This window comes from Fictibacillus sp. KU28468 (genome assembly GCF_026153615.1).
Taxonomy (GTDB): domain Bacteria; phylum Bacillota; class Bacilli; order Bacillales; family Fictibacillaceae; genus Fictibacillus_C; species Fictibacillus_C marinisediminis.
Genome location: NZ_CP110666.1, coordinates 4,287,211 through 4,301,900, shown reverse-complemented (window position 1 = coordinate 4,301,900; position 14,690 = coordinate 4,287,211). Strand labels below are relative to the sequence as shown.

Here is a 14,690-nt window from a genome sequence, read left to right as displayed (position 1 = left end):
CATTGCCATGGCGGATGTCTGTCAGGTTAAATTTCCGTGGGAGTAATGTCTGTTTATCAAAATGGGCGAATAAAGGAGGGAAAATAATGGCAAAGCAAAAGATTCGTATTCGATTAAAAGCATATGATCACAGAATTCTTGATCAATCTGCTGAGAAAATTGTTGAGACAGCAAAACGTTCTGGTGCAAAAGTATCCGGACCAATTCCGCTTCCAACTGAAAAAGCTATTTACACAATCCTGCGTGCGGTGCACAAATATAAGGATTCTCGTGAGCAGTTCGAAATGCGTACTCATAAGCGTTTGATCGATATCATCGAACCAACGCCGCAAACTGTTGATTCATTAATGCGTTTGGATCTTCCATCTGGCGTTGACATTGAAATCAAACTATAAGAATTAACACATAAAAAAATTTAAAACAATCAATAGGAGGTGTGACTAATGGCCAAAGGAATCTTAGGTAAAAAAGTAGGAATGACTCAAGTATTCGCAGAGAACGGTGATCTTATCCCAGTTACTGTAGTTGAAGTTACTCCAAACGTTGTTCTTCAAAAGAAAACTGCTGAAAACGACGGTTACGAAGCAATCCAATTAGGATTTGATGATAAGAAAGAAAGCCGTGTGAACAAGCCTGCAAAAGGGCATGCTGCTAAAGCTAACACAAACCCTAAGCGCTTCGTTAAAGAATTCCGCAATGTACAAGGCGCGGATTTTGAAGTTGGTCAGGAAGTCAAGGTAGATATTTTCGCAGAAGGTGACGTTGTAGACGTAACCGGAACATCAAAAGGTAAAGGATTCCAAGGTGTAATTAAACGCCACGGACAATCCCGCGGACCTATGAGCCACGGGTCCCGTTACCACCGTCGTCCTGGTTCTATGGGTGCAGTTGACCCTAACCGTGTATTCAAAGGTAAAAACCTACCTGGACGTACAGGCGGAGATACAATTACTGTTCAAAACCTAGAAGTTGTAAAAGTTGATGCTGAGCGCAACTTACTTCTAATCAAAGGTAACGTACCTGGTGCGAAAAAGAGCTACGTTACAATCAATGCAGCTGTAAAAGCTAAAGAAGCTAAATAAGAAGGGAGGATACATCGATGCCTAAAGTAGCTATTTACAAACAAGATGGTTCTCAAGCTGGCGATTTAGAGCTTAATGCTTCCGTTTTCGGTATTGAACCAAACCAAAATGTATTATTTGATGCTGTAATCATGCAGCAAGCGTCACTTCGTCAAGGTAACCACGACGTGAAAAACCGTTCTGAAGTTGCCGGTGGTGGACGCAAACCATGGAGACAAAAAGGAACTGGACGTGCTCGTCAAGGTTCAATCCGTTCTCCGCAATGGGTAGGCGGTGGAGTCGTTTTCGGACCAACGCCAAGAAGCTATTCTTACAAATTGCCTAAGAAAGTTCGCCGTTTAGCTATTAAATCTGCACTTTCTTCAAAGGTAATCGATAATAACCTAGTAGTTCTTGATGCTCTTTCTTTGGATGCTCCAAAGACTAAAGACATGAAGCAAGTACTGACAAATCTATCCGCAGATCGCAAAGCACTTGTTGTGACAGGAGATTTCAACGAATTTGTTGCTTTATCTGCTCGTAACATCCCTGGTGTAACTGTTGTTACAGCAACTGGTGTTAATGTGCTTGATGTGCTTAACCACGACAAGCTTGTTATGACAAGAGACGCTGTGGAAAAAGTAGAGGAGGTGCTTGCATAATGGATGCACGTGATATTATTAAGCGCCCCGTAATTACAGAGCGTTCTACTGAAATTATGGCTGACGGAAAATACACTTTCGAAGTTGACACTCGCGCAACAAAGACTCAAATCAAAATTGCGTTGGAAGACATTTTCGGAATTAAAGTTGCATCAGTAAACACTGCGAACTACAAAGGGAAATTCAAACGTGTAGGTCGTCATACTGGTTATACTTCAAAACGTAAAAAAGCAATCATTACTTTAACTCCAGGAAGCAAAGAATTGGACTTCTTTGAAGGAGTTTAAGATCAACAAGTAAAGGAGGGAAACACAAATGGGTATCAAAAAGTTTAAACCGATCACTAACGGTCGCCGTGGTATGACTCAGCTTGACTTTGCTGAAATTACTACTGACCAACCAGAAAAATCATTGCTTGCACCACTAAGCAAAAAAGCCGGACGCAACAACCAAGGTAAACTTACTGTTCGTCACCAAGGCGGTGGGCACAAGCGTAAATACAGAATCATCGACTTTAAACGCAACAAAGATGGAATACCAGGACGCGTTGCTACAATCGAGTATGATCCAAACCGTACTGCAAACATCGCGCTAATCAACTATGTTGATGGTGAAAAACGTTACATCCTAGCTCCTAAAGGACTTAAAGTAGGCCAAGAAATCATGTCTGGCGTTGGCGCTGACATTAAAGTAGGGAATGCACTTCCACTAGCGAACATTCCTGTAGGTTCTACAATCCACAACATCGAGCTAAAACCTGGCAAAGGCGGACAGCTTGCTCGTTCTGCTGGTGCTGAAGCTCAACTTCTTGGTAAAGAAGAAAAGTATGCTCTTGTTCGTTTAGGCTCTGGAGAAGTTCGTATGATCCTTCTAACTTGCCGTGCAACAATCGGTCAAGTAGGTAACCTTGAGCATGAACTTGTTAACGTAGGTAAAGCAGGTCGCTCTCGCTGGATGGGTATCCGTCCAACAGTTCGTGGTTCTGTAATGAACCCTAACGATCACCCACACGGTGGTGGTGAAGGACGCGCTCCAATCGGACGTAAATCACCAATGTCACCATGGGGCAAACCGACTCTTGGCTACAAGACTCGTAAGAAAAACAAAACAACCGACAAGTACATCGTACGCCGTCGTAAAAAATAACGTGTTTGTTCTACGGTTCAATCGAACCGTAGCGCAGTCGCGAAGGGAGGTTCACGTATGGGTCGCAGTTTGAAAAAAGGACCTTTTGTTGATGACCACTTAATGAAAAAAGTTGAAGGCTTGAACGAAACTAATGACAAAAAAGTTGTTAAAACTTGGTCTCGCCGTTCTACAATTTTCCCGGAATTCATCGGACACACATTAGCAGTATATGATGGACGTAAGCATGTGCCGGTTTATGTTACAGAAGACATGGTCGGACATAAGTTGGGTGAATTTGCACCAACTCGTACTTACAAAGGTCATGCCGCTGATGATAAGAAAACAAGACGTTAATTGAGGGGAGGTACACAAAATGCAAGCAAAAGCTGTTGCTAAACAAGTGCGTATTGCTCCTCGTAAGGCTAGAATTGTTATCGATCTGATTCGAGGTAAGCAAGTAGGCGAAGCACTTGCGATCTTACGCCTAACACCAAAAGCTGCTTCTCCAGTGATTGAAAAGGTGTTAAAGTCTGCTATCGCAAACGCGGAACACAACTATGAAATGGAACCAAACAACCTTGTGGTATCATCTGCATTCGTAGATGAAGGCATTACGTTAAAACGTTTCCGTCCCCGTGCAATGGGACGTGCAAGCCGTATTAACAAGCGTACTAGCCACATCACTATCGTTGTTTCTGAAAAGAAGGAGGGATAAGACGTGGGTCAAAAAGTAAATCCGATAGGACTACGTATTGGCGTCATCCGTGACTGGGAGTCAAAGTGGTACGCTGACAAAGACTATGCTGATCTATTACACGAAGATCTTAAAATTCGTAATTATATCGAAAAGCGTTTAAAAGACGCGGCTGTATCCGGCGTTGAAATCGAACGTGCAGCTAACCGCGTAAACATCACGATCAAAACTGCTAAGCCTGGTATGGTTATCGGTAAGGGTGGTACTGAAGTCGAAGCACTTCGTAAAGCACTTAACGAACTAACTGGCAAGCGAGTACATGTAAACATCTTTGAAATCAAGCAAGCTGATGTTGATGCTAAGCTTGTTGCTGAAAATATTGCTCGTCAATTGGAAAACCGTGTGTCTTTCCGTCGTGCAATGAAGCAATCGATCCAACGTTCTATGCGTGCTGGAGCAAAAGGAATCAAGACAGAAGTATCAGGACGTCTTGGTGGAGCAGATATCGCTCGTTCAGAATCTTACAGTGAAGGAACTGTTCCTCTTCATACCCTTCGTGCAGACATCGACTACGGAACTGCAGAAGCAGACACAACTTACGGTAAAATCGGCGTTAAAATCTGGATCTACCGTGGGGAAGTCCTTCCAACAAGAGGAACGAAAAAAGCGGAAGGAGGCAAATAATTATGTTATTGCCAAAACGTGTTAAATACCGCCGTGAACACCGCGGGAAAATGCGCGGACGTGCAAAAGGCGGAGCTGAAATAGCATTCGGCGAATATGGTTTGCAAGCTGTTGAAGCATCTTGGATCACAAACCGCCAGATCGAAGCAGCTCGTATCGCGATGACTCGTTACATGAAGCGTGGCGGTAAAGTATGGATTAAAATTTTCCCATCTAAACCTTATACAGCTAAACCTCTAGAAGTCCGAATGGGTTCTGGTAAAGGGGCGCCTGAAGGTTGGGTTGCTGTAGTAAAACCAGGAAAGATCATGTTTGAAATCGCTGGTGTATCCGAAGAAGTAGCTCGCGAAGCACTTCGTCTTGCTGCACACAAGCTTCCTGTGAAATGTAAATTTGTAAAACGCGAAGAAGTGGGTGGTGACACTAATGAAGGCTAATGATATCCGTAACTTGACCACTGCTGAAATTGAACAAAACGCTAAGTCTTTGAAAGAAGAGCTTTTCAATCTTCGCTTTCAACTAGCTACAGGTCAATTAGAAAACCCTGCCCGCATTCGTGAAGTTCGTAAAGCAATTGCCCGTGCAAAAACTGTTTTACGTGAAAGAGAGCTAGGGATTACTAACGCTTAACATTGAGAGGAGGTTCGCACAATGAGTGAACGTAACCAGCGTAAAGTTTATGTTGGCCGTGTTGTATCTGACAAGATGGACAAAACAATCACTGTGCTTGTAGAGACTTACAAAAAACACCCTTTATATAACAAGCGTGTTAAGTACTCTAAGAAATTTAAAGCTCATGATGAAAACAACACTGCAAGAGTAAATGATATGGTAAGAATCATGGAAACTCGTCCGCTTTCTAAAGACAAACGTTTCCGTTTAGTAGAAGTGGTTGAAGTAGCAGTAGTTATTTAATATATGTTCGGATCGAAAATGTATCCGAAAGGAGGTCAATTCGCATGATTCAACAAGAGACTCGTTTAAAAGTAGCTGACAACTCAGGTGCTCGTGAGTTACTTTGTATTAAAGTTCTTGGTGGTTCTGGACGTAAATACGCAAACGTTGGTGACATCATCGTCTGTTCTGTAAAATCCGCAACACCAGGCGGCGTTGTTAAAAAAGGTGATGTCGTTAAAGCGGTTGTTGTTCGTACGAAACGCGGAATGCGCCGTAACGATGGATCTTCCATCCGTTTTGACGAAAACGCAGCAGTAATCGTTCGTGATGACAAGGGTCCTCGTGGTACTCGTATTTTTGGACCAGTTGCACGTGAACTTCGTGACAAACAATTCATGAAGATCGTATCACTTGCTCCAGAAGTACTTTAATTATCAATAGAATGCAAGGCTCAAAAAGTAGGCTTGTAAGGAGGTGCAACACGCTCATGCCAATGCATGTAAAAAAAGGCGATAAAGTACAAGTGATTTCTGGTAAGGATAAAGGCAAACAAGGAGTAATTCTTGAAGCTTATCCGAAACAAAATCGTGTCCTTGTAGAAGGCGTTAATATCGTTAAGAAACACGCGAAACCGTCTCAGGCTAATCCACAAGGTGGAATCGTAAGCCAAGAAGCTCCGGTTCACGTTTCTAACGTAATGCCTCTTGATCCAAAGACTGGTGCTCCTACCCGTGTAGGTCACAAAGAAGTCGATGGTAAAAAAGTTCGTGTAGCTAAATCAGGTGAATTTTTAGATAAATAATAGCAGTGAAAGGAGGGCATCTTGATGAACCGTCTACAAGAGCGTTATAAAAGTGAGATTGTTCCTTCTCTAGTAGAGAAGTTTAACTACACTTCTGTAATGGAAGTTCCAAAGATCGAAAAAATCGTAATCAACATGGGTGTTGGTGACGCAGTTTCCAACTCTAAAGTATTGGACACAGCAGTTGAAGAGCTAACAGCTATCGCTGGTCAAAAGCCAGTAATCACTCGTGCTAAGAAATCTATCGCAGGCTTCAAGCTTCGTGAAGGGATGCCGATCGGTACAAAAGTAACTCTTCGCGGAGACCGCATGTTTGATTTCTTAGACAAACTAATCTCTGTTACACTTCCACGTGTACGTGACTTCCGTGGTATTTCAAAGAAAGCTTTTGATGGCCGTGGTAACTACACTCTTGGTGTAAAAGAACAATTGATCTTCCCGGAGATCGATTATGATAAAGTTAACAAAGTTCGCGGTATGGACATCGTTATCGTAACGACTGCCAACACGGACGAAGAGGCACGTGAGCTATTGACTCAAGTAGGAATGCCTTTCCAAAAATAATCTTTTAGCCAAAGGAGGTAAACCCGTGGCAAAGAAATCTATGATTGCTAAGCAACAACGCCAGCAAAAGTTCAAAGTGCAGGAATACACTCGCTGTGAACGATGCGGGCGTCCTCATTCAGTAATCCGCAAGTTTAAACTATGCCGTATTTGCTTTAGAGAACTTGCTTATAAAGGTCAAATTCCTGGTGTTAAAAAAGCCAGCTGGTAATACCCTGAACAAAGGGAAGGAGGTAAATATCAATGGTCATGACAGATCCAATTGCAGATATGCTTACTCGTATTCGCAACGCTAACACTGTTCGTCACGATAAATTAGAGGTTCCTGGCTCAACGATTAAGAAAGAAATCGCAGAAATCCTCAAGCGTGAAGGCTTTGTACGTGATGTGGAATACATTGAAGATAATAAACAAGGGATGATTCGCATCTTCCTTAAATACGGTTCTAACAATGAACGTGTAATTACTGGTCTTAAACGTATCAGTAAGCCTGGACTACGTGTTTATGCAAAATCAACTGAACTTCCACGAGTACTTGGAGGATTAGGGATTGCACTAGTATCGACTTCTAAAGGCGTTCTAACTGACAAAGAAGCTCGCCAGCAACAAGTCGGCGGCGAAGTATTAGCATACGTTTGGTAAAAATTAAGCAGCGAATGGAGGTGTCATTATGTCTCGCATAGGTAATAAACCTGTTGAAATCCCAAGCGGCGTAACAGTTGATTTGAAGGAGAACAACCTTGTCACTGTTAAAGGTCCTAAGGGTGAACTAACTCGTAAATTCCACAACGATATTAAAATCAATGTGGCTGAAAGCACAATCACTTTTGAGCGCCCGAGCGATCACAAAGAACATCGTGCTTTACACGGAACAACTAGAAGCGTACTTAACAACATGGTTGTTGGTGTTACAACTGGATATGAAAGAGCACTAGATATCATTGGTGTAGGTTACCGTGCTTCTAAGTCTGGTAACAAACTTATCCTTAACGTTGGATACTCTCATCCAGTAGAAATCGTTCCTGAAAAAGGAATTGACATTGATGTTCCTTCTAACACGAAAGTAATTGTTAAAGGTATCGATAAAGAACGCGTTGGCGAAATCGCAGCAAACATCCGTTCAGTACGTGCTCCTGAGCCTTACAAAGGTAAAGGTATCCGTTATGAAGGTGAGTTTGTACGACGCAAAGAAGGTAAGACTGGTAAATAAGGCCGTTAAGAAGTTAGCGGAAAGGAGTGCATAGGATGATCACTAAAGCGGATAAAAATGTCGCTCGTAAAAAAAGACATGCTCGTGTTCGCCGCTCTGTAATCGGAACAGCACAACGTCCTCGTTTGAACGTATTCCGTTCTACCAAGCATATTTATGCTCAACTGATCGATGATCAAAACGGAGTTACAATCGCATCTGCCTCTTCATTAGATAAAGGCGTTGATGTTAAAAACGGCGGTAACGTTGAAGCTGCTAAGGCAATTGGCGAAGCCATTGCTAAACGCGGTGCAGAAAAAGGCGTTAAATCAGTAGTATTCGACCGTGGCGGATATCTATATCATGGACGTGTAAAAGCATTAGCTGATGCAGCCCGTGAGGCTGGGTTAGAATTTTAATAGAAGGAGGGAAACTGATGCGTATCGACCCTAATAAACTTGAACTTGAAGAACGTGTCGTAACGGTCAACCGTGTAGCGAAGGTTGTAAAAGGTGGACGTCGTTTCCGCTTTGCTGCAGTCGTTGTCGTTGGTGACAAAAATGGTCATGTCGGATTTGGTACTGGTAAAGCACAAGAAGTACCAGATGCTATCCGTAAAGCAATTGAAGACGCAAAGAAAAATCTTATTACAGTACCAGTTGTTCGTACAACGATCCCTCACCAAATTACAGGACAATTTGGCGCAGGAAAAGTATTGCTTAAGCCTGCTTCTGAGGGTACTGGAGTTATCGCGGGCGGACCTGTCCGTGCGGTACTAGAACTTGCTGGTGTTGGCGATATTCTTTCTAAATCTCTTGGATCTAACAACCCGATCAACATGGTGCGTGCTACGATCGAAGGATTAAGAAATCTTAAACGCGCTGAGGACGTTGCGAAACTTCGCGGCAAATCAGTAGAAGAGCTTTTAGGTTAAGGAGGGAATAGTAGATGGCTAAGAAATTAGAAATCACCCTCACACGCAGTGTTATCGGTCGTCCTGAGAATCAGCGTGTAACTGTTAAGACTCTAGGTCTTAGAAAAATGCATCAAACGGTTGTTCACGAAGATAACGCAGCAATCCGTGGAATGGTTAACAAGGTATCTCACCTTTTAACTGTTACTGAAATCGACGCGTAAAACGATAAATAAATCATGAGGAGGTGCTCAGATGAAACTTCATGAGTTGAAACCAGCTGAAGGATCCCGTTCAACACGCAACCGTGTAGGACGCGGTATCGGATCAGGAAATGGTAAAACCAGTGGACGTGGTCACAAAGGACAAAAGGCTCGTTCTGGTGGAGGAGTTCGTCCGGGATTTGAGGGTGGACAAAATCCATTAGCACGTCGTTTGCCTAAACGTGGATTCACAAACCCAACTCGTAAAGAGTACTCAATTGTTAATCTTGAAAAACTTGCTCGTTTTGAAGAAGGAACAGAGGTAACTCCAGAACTTCTTATCGAAACTGGCGTAGTAAGCAAAGAAAATAGCGGCATTAAAGTTCTAGGAAATGGCAAGTTAGGAGTTAAGCTTACAGTTAAGGCCCACAAATTCTCTGCTTCTGCTAAAGAAGCTATTGAAGCGGCCGGCGGAAAAACTGAGGTGATCTAATGTTCCGGACAATCTCCAACATTATGCGTGTGGGTGATCTGAGAAACAAGATTCTTTTTACACTCTTGATGCTGATCGTTTTCAGGATCGGGACATTTATTCCTGTTCCAGGTGTGAATCGCGAAGTTCTCCAGTTTGGCACTGAAAATAACGCAAGTATTTTTGGATTCTTGAACACGTTCGGTGGTGGGGCATTAAAAAACTTCTCCATCTTTGCAATGGGTATCATGCCATACATTACAGCATCAATCATTGTTCAGCTGCTTCAGATGGATGTGGTTCCTAAATTTACGGAGTGGAGTAAACAAGGGGAAGTGGGCCGACGTAAGCTGGCTCAGTTCACCAGGTACGGAACGATTGTCCTCGGCTTTATCCAAGCTGTAGGGATGTCAATAGGTTTTAACAACCTGTTCCCTGGGCTGATCTCAGATCCGGGAATCATGACGTATTTGTTTATTGCGTTAGTATTGACTGCAGGAACTGCCTTCTTGATGTGGTTAGGTGAGCAGATTACCCTTAAGGGAATTGGAAATGGGATTTCCGTTCTCATTTTCGCGGGGATTGTCGCAGCTATTCCTACAGCAGTTAACCAGATATATGCAGCGCAATTCAAAGGCGCAAGCGATCAGCTGTTTATGCATATTGTAACTGTACTTCTCTTACTGATCGCTATTATCTTAGTTGTTGTCGGCGTTATCTTTATTCAACAAGGTTTGCGTAAAATCCCGATTCAGTATGCAAAACGAGTCGTCGGAAATAAGCCTGTTGGCGGTCAATCCACGCACTTGCCGATCAAAGTCAATGCAGCAGGAGTTATCCCGGTTATCTTTGCGATTTCCTTGATTATCACTCCGCGTACGGTTGCCGGCTTTTTCGAGCAAAACAGTGTGACCAAATGGATTGTCAATACGTTTGACTACACCCAGCCAGTCGGAATGATTATATATGCGCTTTTAATTATTGGATTTTCGTACTTCTATACTTTCATTCAAGTCAACCCAGAACAAATGGCAGACAACTTGAAGAAGCAGGGCGGTTATATTCCCGGCATTCGTCCAGGAGCTAACACTCAGGCGTATATTACGAAAATTTTATATCGATTAACTTTTGTAGGATCTCTATTCCTTGCGTTGATCGCTATTCTCCCGGTAATCTTTACAGCAATTCCAGGGCTTAACCTTCCGCCTTCTATCCGAATCGGCGGAACGAGCATACTGATTGTTGTAGGTGTGGCATTAGACACGATGAAGCAGATTGAGAGCCAGTTGATCAAACGGCATTACAAAGGCTTCATTAAGTAGAGGAAAGGGAAGAGCCTTTTCTTCCCAAACCCTCAGTCTATTGACTAGATTAGTGACGTATGGAGGGATTAGATGTATCTTGTATTAATGGGATTGCCTGGTGCCGGTAAAGGGACACAGGCAGAACAAATTGTTGAACAGTACGGAATTCCTCATATTTCTACTGGAGATATGTTTCGCGCAGCGATAAAAGAAGGTACTCCTCTCGGTCTGAAGGCAAAGTCATATATGGATTCCGGCAACTTGGTTCCGGATGATGTAACGATCGGAATTGTCCGTGAACGTCTTGCCAAAGATGACTGTGAAAAAGGATTCCTGCTTGATGGTTTCCCTCGTACTGTTGCTCAAGCTGAAGCGCTTGAGGAAATTCTTCGCGATTTGGAACGCCAGATTGATTATGTACTCAATATTTCTGTTGATACAGATAAATTGATGCAGCGGTTGACTGGCCGCCGGGTTTGCCCGGAATGCGGAGCCACTTATCATGTGATTTTCAATCCGCCTAAAGTGGATGGAAAATGTGACAAGGACGGCACTGAATTAATTCAACGCAAAGATGATAACGAAGAGACTGTTCGTACCCGCTTGGAAGTAAACATGGAGCAATCCAAACCTTTGCTTGATTTCTATAAAGAAAAAGGTTACCTCAAGAACATTGATGGCGATCAGGAAATCAATAAAGTGTATAACGATATCAACAAACTTATTGGAGGGTTGGCAAAATGATTATCTGCAAAACGCCGCGGGAGATAGAAATCATGCGGGAAGCAGGGAGAATCGTTGCCCTAACTCACCAAGAGTTAAAGAAACACATTATACCTGGTGTGACAACGAAAGAACTGGATAACATTGCTGAAAAGTTTATTCGCAGCCAGGGTGCAATCCCTTCATTCAAGGATTATAATGGATTTACGGGAAGCATCTGTACTTCCGTTAATGAAGAGCTTGTACATGGAATCCCAGGAAAGCGTGTATTGAACCATGGCGACATTATCTCTTTAGATATTGGGGCGAAATACAAAGGCTATCATGGAGATTCAGCCTGGACGTACGGGGTTGGAGAGATTTCTGAGGAATCTCAAAAGCTTCTCGATGTAACCGAGCAATCTCTATTCAAAGGATTAGAGAAAGCGAAGGCAGGTGCCAGACTAACAGACATTTCTCATGACATTCAAGTATATGCAGAAGCTGAAGGGTTCTCTGTTGTACGAGAGTACGTGGGTCATGGAGTCGGCCAGGAATTGCATGAAGATCCGCAAATTCCTCATTACGGACCGCCCGGCAAAGGGCCGATCCTAAAAAAGGGAATGGTATTGGCTGTTGAGCCGATGATCAATGCTGGATCTCGTTACGTTCGAACATTATCCGATAACTGGACGGTTGTCACAACGGATGGCAAATGGTGTGCTCACTTCGAACATACCATCGCTATTACGGAGGAAGGTTACGAAATCTTAACAAAGATCTAGGTGAAGGTGATATAATGGTTAGCGATTCTGAATCGGTACCGCAAATAGGTCAGATGGTTCGAATCATAAAGGGAAGAGACGCTGAGAAATTAGGTGTCATTGTAAATATCCTGGATGATCGTTTTGTACTTATAGCCGATGGCGATAAACGCAAATATGATCGCGCCAAACGTAAAAACCTGATTCACTTAGAACTTCTTGATTTTATTTCTCCGGAAGTTGCAAGAAGCATTCTTGAAACAGGCCGTGTAACTAATGGCAAACTACGGTACGCAGTAGCGAAGTTTTCCGACGAGAAAGTCATTGCTCTGAAGAAGGGAGACCATATCGATGGCTAAAGATGATGTAATTGAGGTAGAAGGTACGGTAATCGAACCACTGCCAAACGCCATGTTCCGAGTGGAGCTTGAGAATGGACATAAAATTCTAGCGCACGTTTCTGGTAAGATCCGTATGCACTACATTCGTATATTACCAGGGGATAAAGTAACCGTAGAATTGTCTCCATATGACTTATCACGTGGTCGTATAACGTATCGCTTTAAATAAAAAATCGTACTCCGTGACATAAGGAGGTTTAAAAGATGAAGGTTAGACCATCAGTCAAACCCATTTGTGAAAAATGTAAAGTTATTCGTCGTAGAGGTACTGTTATGGTGATCTGCGAAAACCCGAAACACAAGCAAAAACAAGGTTAATCCAAGGAGGTGCTAAATTATGGCACGTATTGCAGGAGTGGACGTTCCACGCGATAAGCGTATTGTCATTTCACTAACATATATCTTTGGAATCGGGAAAGCTAAAGCACAACAAGTTCTTGCTGAAGCTGGCGTATCTGAAGAAACTCGTGTTCGTGATCTTACAGAAGATGAATTAAACAAAATTCGTGAAGCGATCGACAAAATTAAAGTTGAAGGTGACCTTCGCCGTGAAGTGTCTCTTAACATTAAACGTCTTATTGAAATCGGCAGCTACCGTGGGGTCCGCCACCGTCGCGGTCTTCCAGTTCGCGGTCAGAATACGAAGAACAACTCTCGTACTCGTAAAGGACCTCGTCGTACAGTAGCGAATAAGAAAAAGTAAGAGTAAAGGAGGTAAACTCTAATGGCTAAGCAACGTAAAACTAACACACGTAAACGTCGTGTCAAAAAGAATATTGAGACTGGTATTGCGCATATTCGTTCGACTTTCAACAACACGATCATTACGATTACTGATACACACGGGAATGCAATCTCTTGGGCTACATCTGGCCACTTAGGATTCAAAGGTTCTCGTAAATCAACTCCGTTCGCAGCGCAAATGGCAGCTGAAACTGCTGGTAAAACTGCAATGGAAAATGGCATGAAAACACTAGAGGTTTCTGTTAAAGGCCCTGGTGCTGGCCGTGAAGCTGCAATCCGTGCCCTTCAAGCGGTAGGTTTAGAAGTAACAGCTATTCGCGATGTTACACCTGTTCCTCATAACGGATGCCGTCCTCCAAAACGCCGCCGCGTGTAACAATAGTTACACTCTTCGGTATAAAGTATGCATAGCCTGTCTATAATGGGTATGTATACTATTAGTTTTGGTGAAGAACACTAATTAGTTGTTTAAGTCGGGAATGCCATTGGGGAATTTCGGCTGGGTTCTGCCCGGTCGAGGTTCGACGTTTGAAGGAGGGTTTAGTTGAATGATCGAAATCGAAAAGCCAAGAATTGAAACGGTTGAAATCAGCGACGATGCCACATATGGAAAGTTTGTTGTTGAACCACTTGAACGTGGATATGGTACTACACTGGGCAACTCCTTACGTCGTATCCTATTATCCTCACTGCCTGGTGCAGCTGTTACATCAATTCAGATTAATGGAGTATTGCATGAGTTCTCAACAGTTGAAGGTGTTGTCGAAGACGTTACTACGATCATCCTTAACTTGAAAAAGCTTGCGATGAAGATTTATTCTGATGAAGATAAAACATTGGAAATAGATGTACAGGGTGAGGGAGTCGTTACAGCTGGTGACATTACACATGACAGTGATGTGGAAATTTTGAATCCGGACCTTCATATTGCTACTCTTGCAGAAGGCGCTCATTTCCAAATGAAGCTGAATGCAAAGAGAGGCCGCGGTTACGTTCAGGCAGAAGGCAATAAGAGTGAAGATCTTCCAATCGGAGTTATTCCGGTGGATTCAATTTACACACCAATTTCTCGTGTGAACTACCAGGTAGAAAATACCCGCGTTGGACAAGTGACAAACTATGACAAGCTTACATTTGACATTTGGACAGATGGAAGCATCCGTCCTGAAGAGGCAGTTTCTCTTGGAGCAAAGATCATTACCGAACATTTGAATATATTTGTCGGACTAACCGATCAAGCGCAAAAAGCTGAAATTATGGTTGAAAAAGAAGAAGACCAAAAGGAAAAAGTTCTTGAAATGACGATTGAAGAACTTGATCTTTCTGTGCGTTCTTACAACTGCCTTAAGCGCGCTGGTATTAATACAGTTCAGGAACTTGCTAATAAATCAGAAGAAGACATGATGAAAGTTCGCAACCTCGGTAAGAAGTCTCTTGAAGAAGTTCAAGAAAAGCTTGACGAGCTCGGGCTTTCATTACGTGCTGACGATTAATCTGACAGACTAG

30 protein-coding genes are annotated in these 14,690 nt (G+C 42.9%); all 30 read left to right on the top strand.

What is annotated here, in order from left to right; genetic code table 11:
* Positions 1-86: 86 nt before the first annotated feature.
* The 30 genes from rpsJ (at position 87) to OKX00_RS22740 (ending at position 14,677) form a co-directional block, all read left to right on the top strand.
* Positions 87-395 carry a 30S ribosomal protein S10 gene (rpsJ, locus tag OKX00_RS22885; protein ID WP_053356198.1) on the top strand — a complete coding sequence of 103 codons (309 nt, stop codon included), beginning with the start codon at positions 87-89 and terminating at the stop codon, positions 393-395.
* A 48-nt stretch (positions 396-443) separates the two neighbouring features.
* Positions 444-1,082, top strand: a complete 639-nt coding sequence (gene rplC / locus OKX00_RS22880) for a 50S ribosomal protein L3 (RefSeq protein ID WP_256227838.1) — start codon at positions 444-446, stop codon at positions 1,080-1,082.
* Positions 1,083-1,099: 17 nt separating this feature from the next.
* Positions 1,100-1,723: a 50S ribosomal protein L4 gene (gene rplD, locus OKX00_RS22875; protein WP_053356196.1), complete on the top strand. Its 624-nt coding sequence runs from the start codon at positions 1,100-1,102 to the stop codon at positions 1,721-1,723.
* Positions 1,723-2,010 carry a 50S ribosomal protein L23 gene (rplW, locus tag OKX00_RS22870; protein WP_053356195.1) on the top strand — a complete coding sequence of 96 codons (288 nt, stop codon included), beginning with the start codon at positions 1,723-1,725 and terminating at the stop codon, positions 2,008-2,010. The genes rplD and rplW overlap by 1 nt, the downstream gene beginning before the upstream one ends.
* Before the next feature lie 28 nt (positions 2,011-2,038).
* Positions 2,039-2,869 (top strand): 50S ribosomal protein L2, encoded by an 831-nt coding sequence (gene rplB / locus OKX00_RS22865; RefSeq protein ID WP_062240237.1) that lies wholly within the window; start codon positions 2,039-2,041, stop codon positions 2,867-2,869.
* Between the two features lie 57 nt (positions 2,870-2,926).
* A complete protein-coding gene (rpsS, locus tag OKX00_RS22860; RefSeq protein WP_053356193.1) occupies positions 2,927-3,205 on the top strand; it encodes a 30S ribosomal protein S19 in 279 nt (92 codons plus the stop codon).
* A 19-nt stretch (positions 3,206-3,224) separates the two neighbouring features.
* The gene (rplV, locus tag OKX00_RS22855) at positions 3,225-3,566 is read left to right on the top strand and encodes a 50S ribosomal protein L22 (RefSeq protein ID WP_007203546.1); all 342 of its coding nucleotides are present in this window, start codon (positions 3,225-3,227) and stop codon (positions 3,564-3,566) included.
* Positions 3,567-3,569: 3 nt separating this feature from the next.
* Positions 3,570-4,229: a 30S ribosomal protein S3 gene (gene rpsC / locus OKX00_RS22850; RefSeq protein ID WP_062240240.1), complete on the top strand. Its 660-nt coding sequence runs from the start codon at positions 3,570-3,572 to the stop codon at positions 4,227-4,229.
* Positions 4,230-4,231: 2 nt separating this feature from the next.
* Positions 4,232-4,666 carry a 50S ribosomal protein L16 gene (gene rplP, locus OKX00_RS22845; RefSeq protein WP_062240243.1) on the top strand — a complete coding sequence of 145 codons (435 nt, stop codon included), beginning with the start codon at positions 4,232-4,234 and terminating at the stop codon, positions 4,664-4,666.
* Positions 4,656-4,859 (top strand): 50S ribosomal protein L29, encoded by a 204-nt coding sequence (rpmC, locus tag OKX00_RS22840; protein WP_053356190.1) that lies wholly within the window; start codon positions 4,656-4,658, stop codon positions 4,857-4,859. The genes rplP and rpmC overlap by 11 nt, the downstream gene beginning before the upstream one ends.
* 21 nt (positions 4,860-4,880) lie before the next feature.
* Complete coding sequence (gene rpsQ, locus OKX00_RS22835; protein ID WP_053356189.1) at positions 4,881-5,144, top strand: 30S ribosomal protein S17; 264 nt, start codon at positions 4,881-4,883, stop codon at positions 5,142-5,144.
* Between the two features lie 44 nt (positions 5,145-5,188).
* Positions 5,189-5,557, top strand: a complete 369-nt coding sequence (gene rplN, locus OKX00_RS22830; protein ID WP_053356188.1) for a 50S ribosomal protein L14 — start codon at positions 5,189-5,191, stop codon at positions 5,555-5,557.
* Between the two features lie 62 nt (positions 5,558-5,619).
* Positions 5,620-5,928: a 50S ribosomal protein L24 gene (rplX, locus tag OKX00_RS22825; RefSeq protein WP_062240289.1), complete on the top strand. Its 309-nt coding sequence runs from the start codon at positions 5,620-5,622 to the stop codon at positions 5,926-5,928.
* Positions 5,929-5,952: 24 nt separating this feature from the next.
* Positions 5,953-6,492 (top strand): 50S ribosomal protein L5, encoded by a 540-nt coding sequence (rplE, locus tag OKX00_RS22820; RefSeq protein ID WP_053356187.1) that lies wholly within the window; start codon positions 5,953-5,955, stop codon positions 6,490-6,492.
* 25 nt (positions 6,493-6,517) lie between these two features.
* Positions 6,518-6,703 carry a 30S ribosomal protein S14 gene (gene rpsN / locus OKX00_RS22815; RefSeq protein WP_007203538.1) on the top strand — a complete coding sequence of 62 codons (186 nt, stop codon included), beginning with the start codon at positions 6,518-6,520 and terminating at the stop codon, positions 6,701-6,703.
* 32 nt (positions 6,704-6,735) lie between these two features.
* A complete protein-coding gene (gene rpsH / locus OKX00_RS22810; protein WP_053356186.1) occupies positions 6,736-7,134 on the top strand; it encodes a 30S ribosomal protein S8 in 399 nt (132 codons plus the stop codon).
* A gap of 28 nt (positions 7,135-7,162) precedes the next feature.
* Positions 7,163-7,702, top strand: a complete 540-nt coding sequence (gene rplF / locus OKX00_RS22805; protein ID WP_053356185.1) for a 50S ribosomal protein L6 — start codon at positions 7,163-7,165, stop codon at positions 7,700-7,702.
* Positions 7,703-7,737: 35 nt separating this feature from the next.
* The gene (rplR, locus tag OKX00_RS22800; protein WP_091010607.1) at positions 7,738-8,100 is read left to right on the top strand and encodes a 50S ribosomal protein L18; all 363 of its coding nucleotides are present in this window, start codon (positions 7,738-7,740) and stop codon (positions 8,098-8,100) included.
* A gap of 14 nt (positions 8,101-8,114) precedes the next feature.
* On the top strand, positions 8,115-8,615 hold the full coding sequence (rpsE, locus tag OKX00_RS22795; protein ID WP_082316075.1) for a 30S ribosomal protein S5: 501 nt from the start codon (positions 8,115-8,117) through the stop codon (positions 8,613-8,615).
* A 14-nt stretch (positions 8,616-8,629) separates the two neighbouring features.
* The gene (gene rpmD / locus OKX00_RS22790; RefSeq protein ID WP_053356182.1) at positions 8,630-8,818 is read left to right on the top strand and encodes a 50S ribosomal protein L30; all 189 of its coding nucleotides are present in this window, start codon (positions 8,630-8,632) and stop codon (positions 8,816-8,818) included.
* Between the two features lie 31 nt (positions 8,819-8,849).
* The gene (rplO, locus tag OKX00_RS22785) at positions 8,850-9,290 is read left to right on the top strand and encodes a 50S ribosomal protein L15 (RefSeq protein WP_053356181.1); all 441 of its coding nucleotides are present in this window, start codon (positions 8,850-8,852) and stop codon (positions 9,288-9,290) included.
* Positions 9,290-10,591: a preprotein translocase subunit SecY gene (gene secY, locus OKX00_RS22780; protein ID WP_265408949.1), complete on the top strand. Its 1,302-nt coding sequence runs from the start codon at positions 9,290-9,292 to the stop codon at positions 10,589-10,591. Before rplO ends, secY begins: the two co-directional genes overlap by 1 nt.
* Positions 10,592-10,663: 72 nt before the next feature.
* A complete protein-coding gene (locus OKX00_RS22775) occupies positions 10,664-11,317 on the top strand; it encodes an adenylate kinase (protein ID WP_053356179.1) in 654 nt (217 codons plus the stop codon).
* Positions 11,314-12,060 carry a type I methionyl aminopeptidase gene (map, locus tag OKX00_RS22770; protein ID WP_248251086.1) on the top strand — a complete coding sequence of 249 codons (747 nt, stop codon included), beginning with the start codon at positions 11,314-11,316 and terminating at the stop codon, positions 12,058-12,060. Before OKX00_RS22775 ends, map begins: the two co-directional genes overlap by 4 nt.
* Positions 12,061-12,074: 14 nt before the next feature.
* A complete protein-coding gene (locus OKX00_RS22765; RefSeq protein ID WP_053356177.1) occupies positions 12,075-12,398 on the top strand; it encodes a KOW domain-containing RNA-binding protein in 324 nt (107 codons plus the stop codon).
* Entirely contained in the window at positions 12,391-12,609 is a 219-nt protein-coding gene (gene infA, locus OKX00_RS22760) for a translation initiation factor IF-1 (RefSeq protein WP_007203527.1), read from the top strand. The genes OKX00_RS22765 and infA overlap by 8 nt, the downstream gene beginning before the upstream one ends.
* 35 nt (positions 12,610-12,644) lie before the next feature.
* The gene (gene rpmJ, locus OKX00_RS22755; RefSeq protein WP_007203526.1) at positions 12,645-12,758 is read left to right on the top strand and encodes a 50S ribosomal protein L36; all 114 of its coding nucleotides are present in this window, start codon (positions 12,645-12,647) and stop codon (positions 12,756-12,758) included.
* A 19-nt stretch (positions 12,759-12,777) separates the two neighbouring features.
* Complete coding sequence (gene rpsM / locus OKX00_RS22750; protein ID WP_062240252.1) at positions 12,778-13,143, top strand: 30S ribosomal protein S13; 366 nt, start codon at positions 12,778-12,780, stop codon at positions 13,141-13,143.
* A 21-nt stretch (positions 13,144-13,164) separates the two neighbouring features.
* Positions 13,165-13,560, top strand: a complete 396-nt coding sequence (gene rpsK, locus OKX00_RS22745) for a 30S ribosomal protein S11 (protein ID WP_053356175.1) — start codon at positions 13,165-13,167, stop codon at positions 13,558-13,560.
* A gap of 172 nt (positions 13,561-13,732) precedes the next feature.
* Complete coding sequence (locus tag OKX00_RS22740) at positions 13,733-14,677, top strand: DNA-directed RNA polymerase subunit alpha (protein WP_053356174.1); 945 nt, start codon at positions 13,733-13,735, stop codon at positions 14,675-14,677.
* The last annotated feature ends 13 nt before the right edge of the window (positions 14,678-14,690 follow it).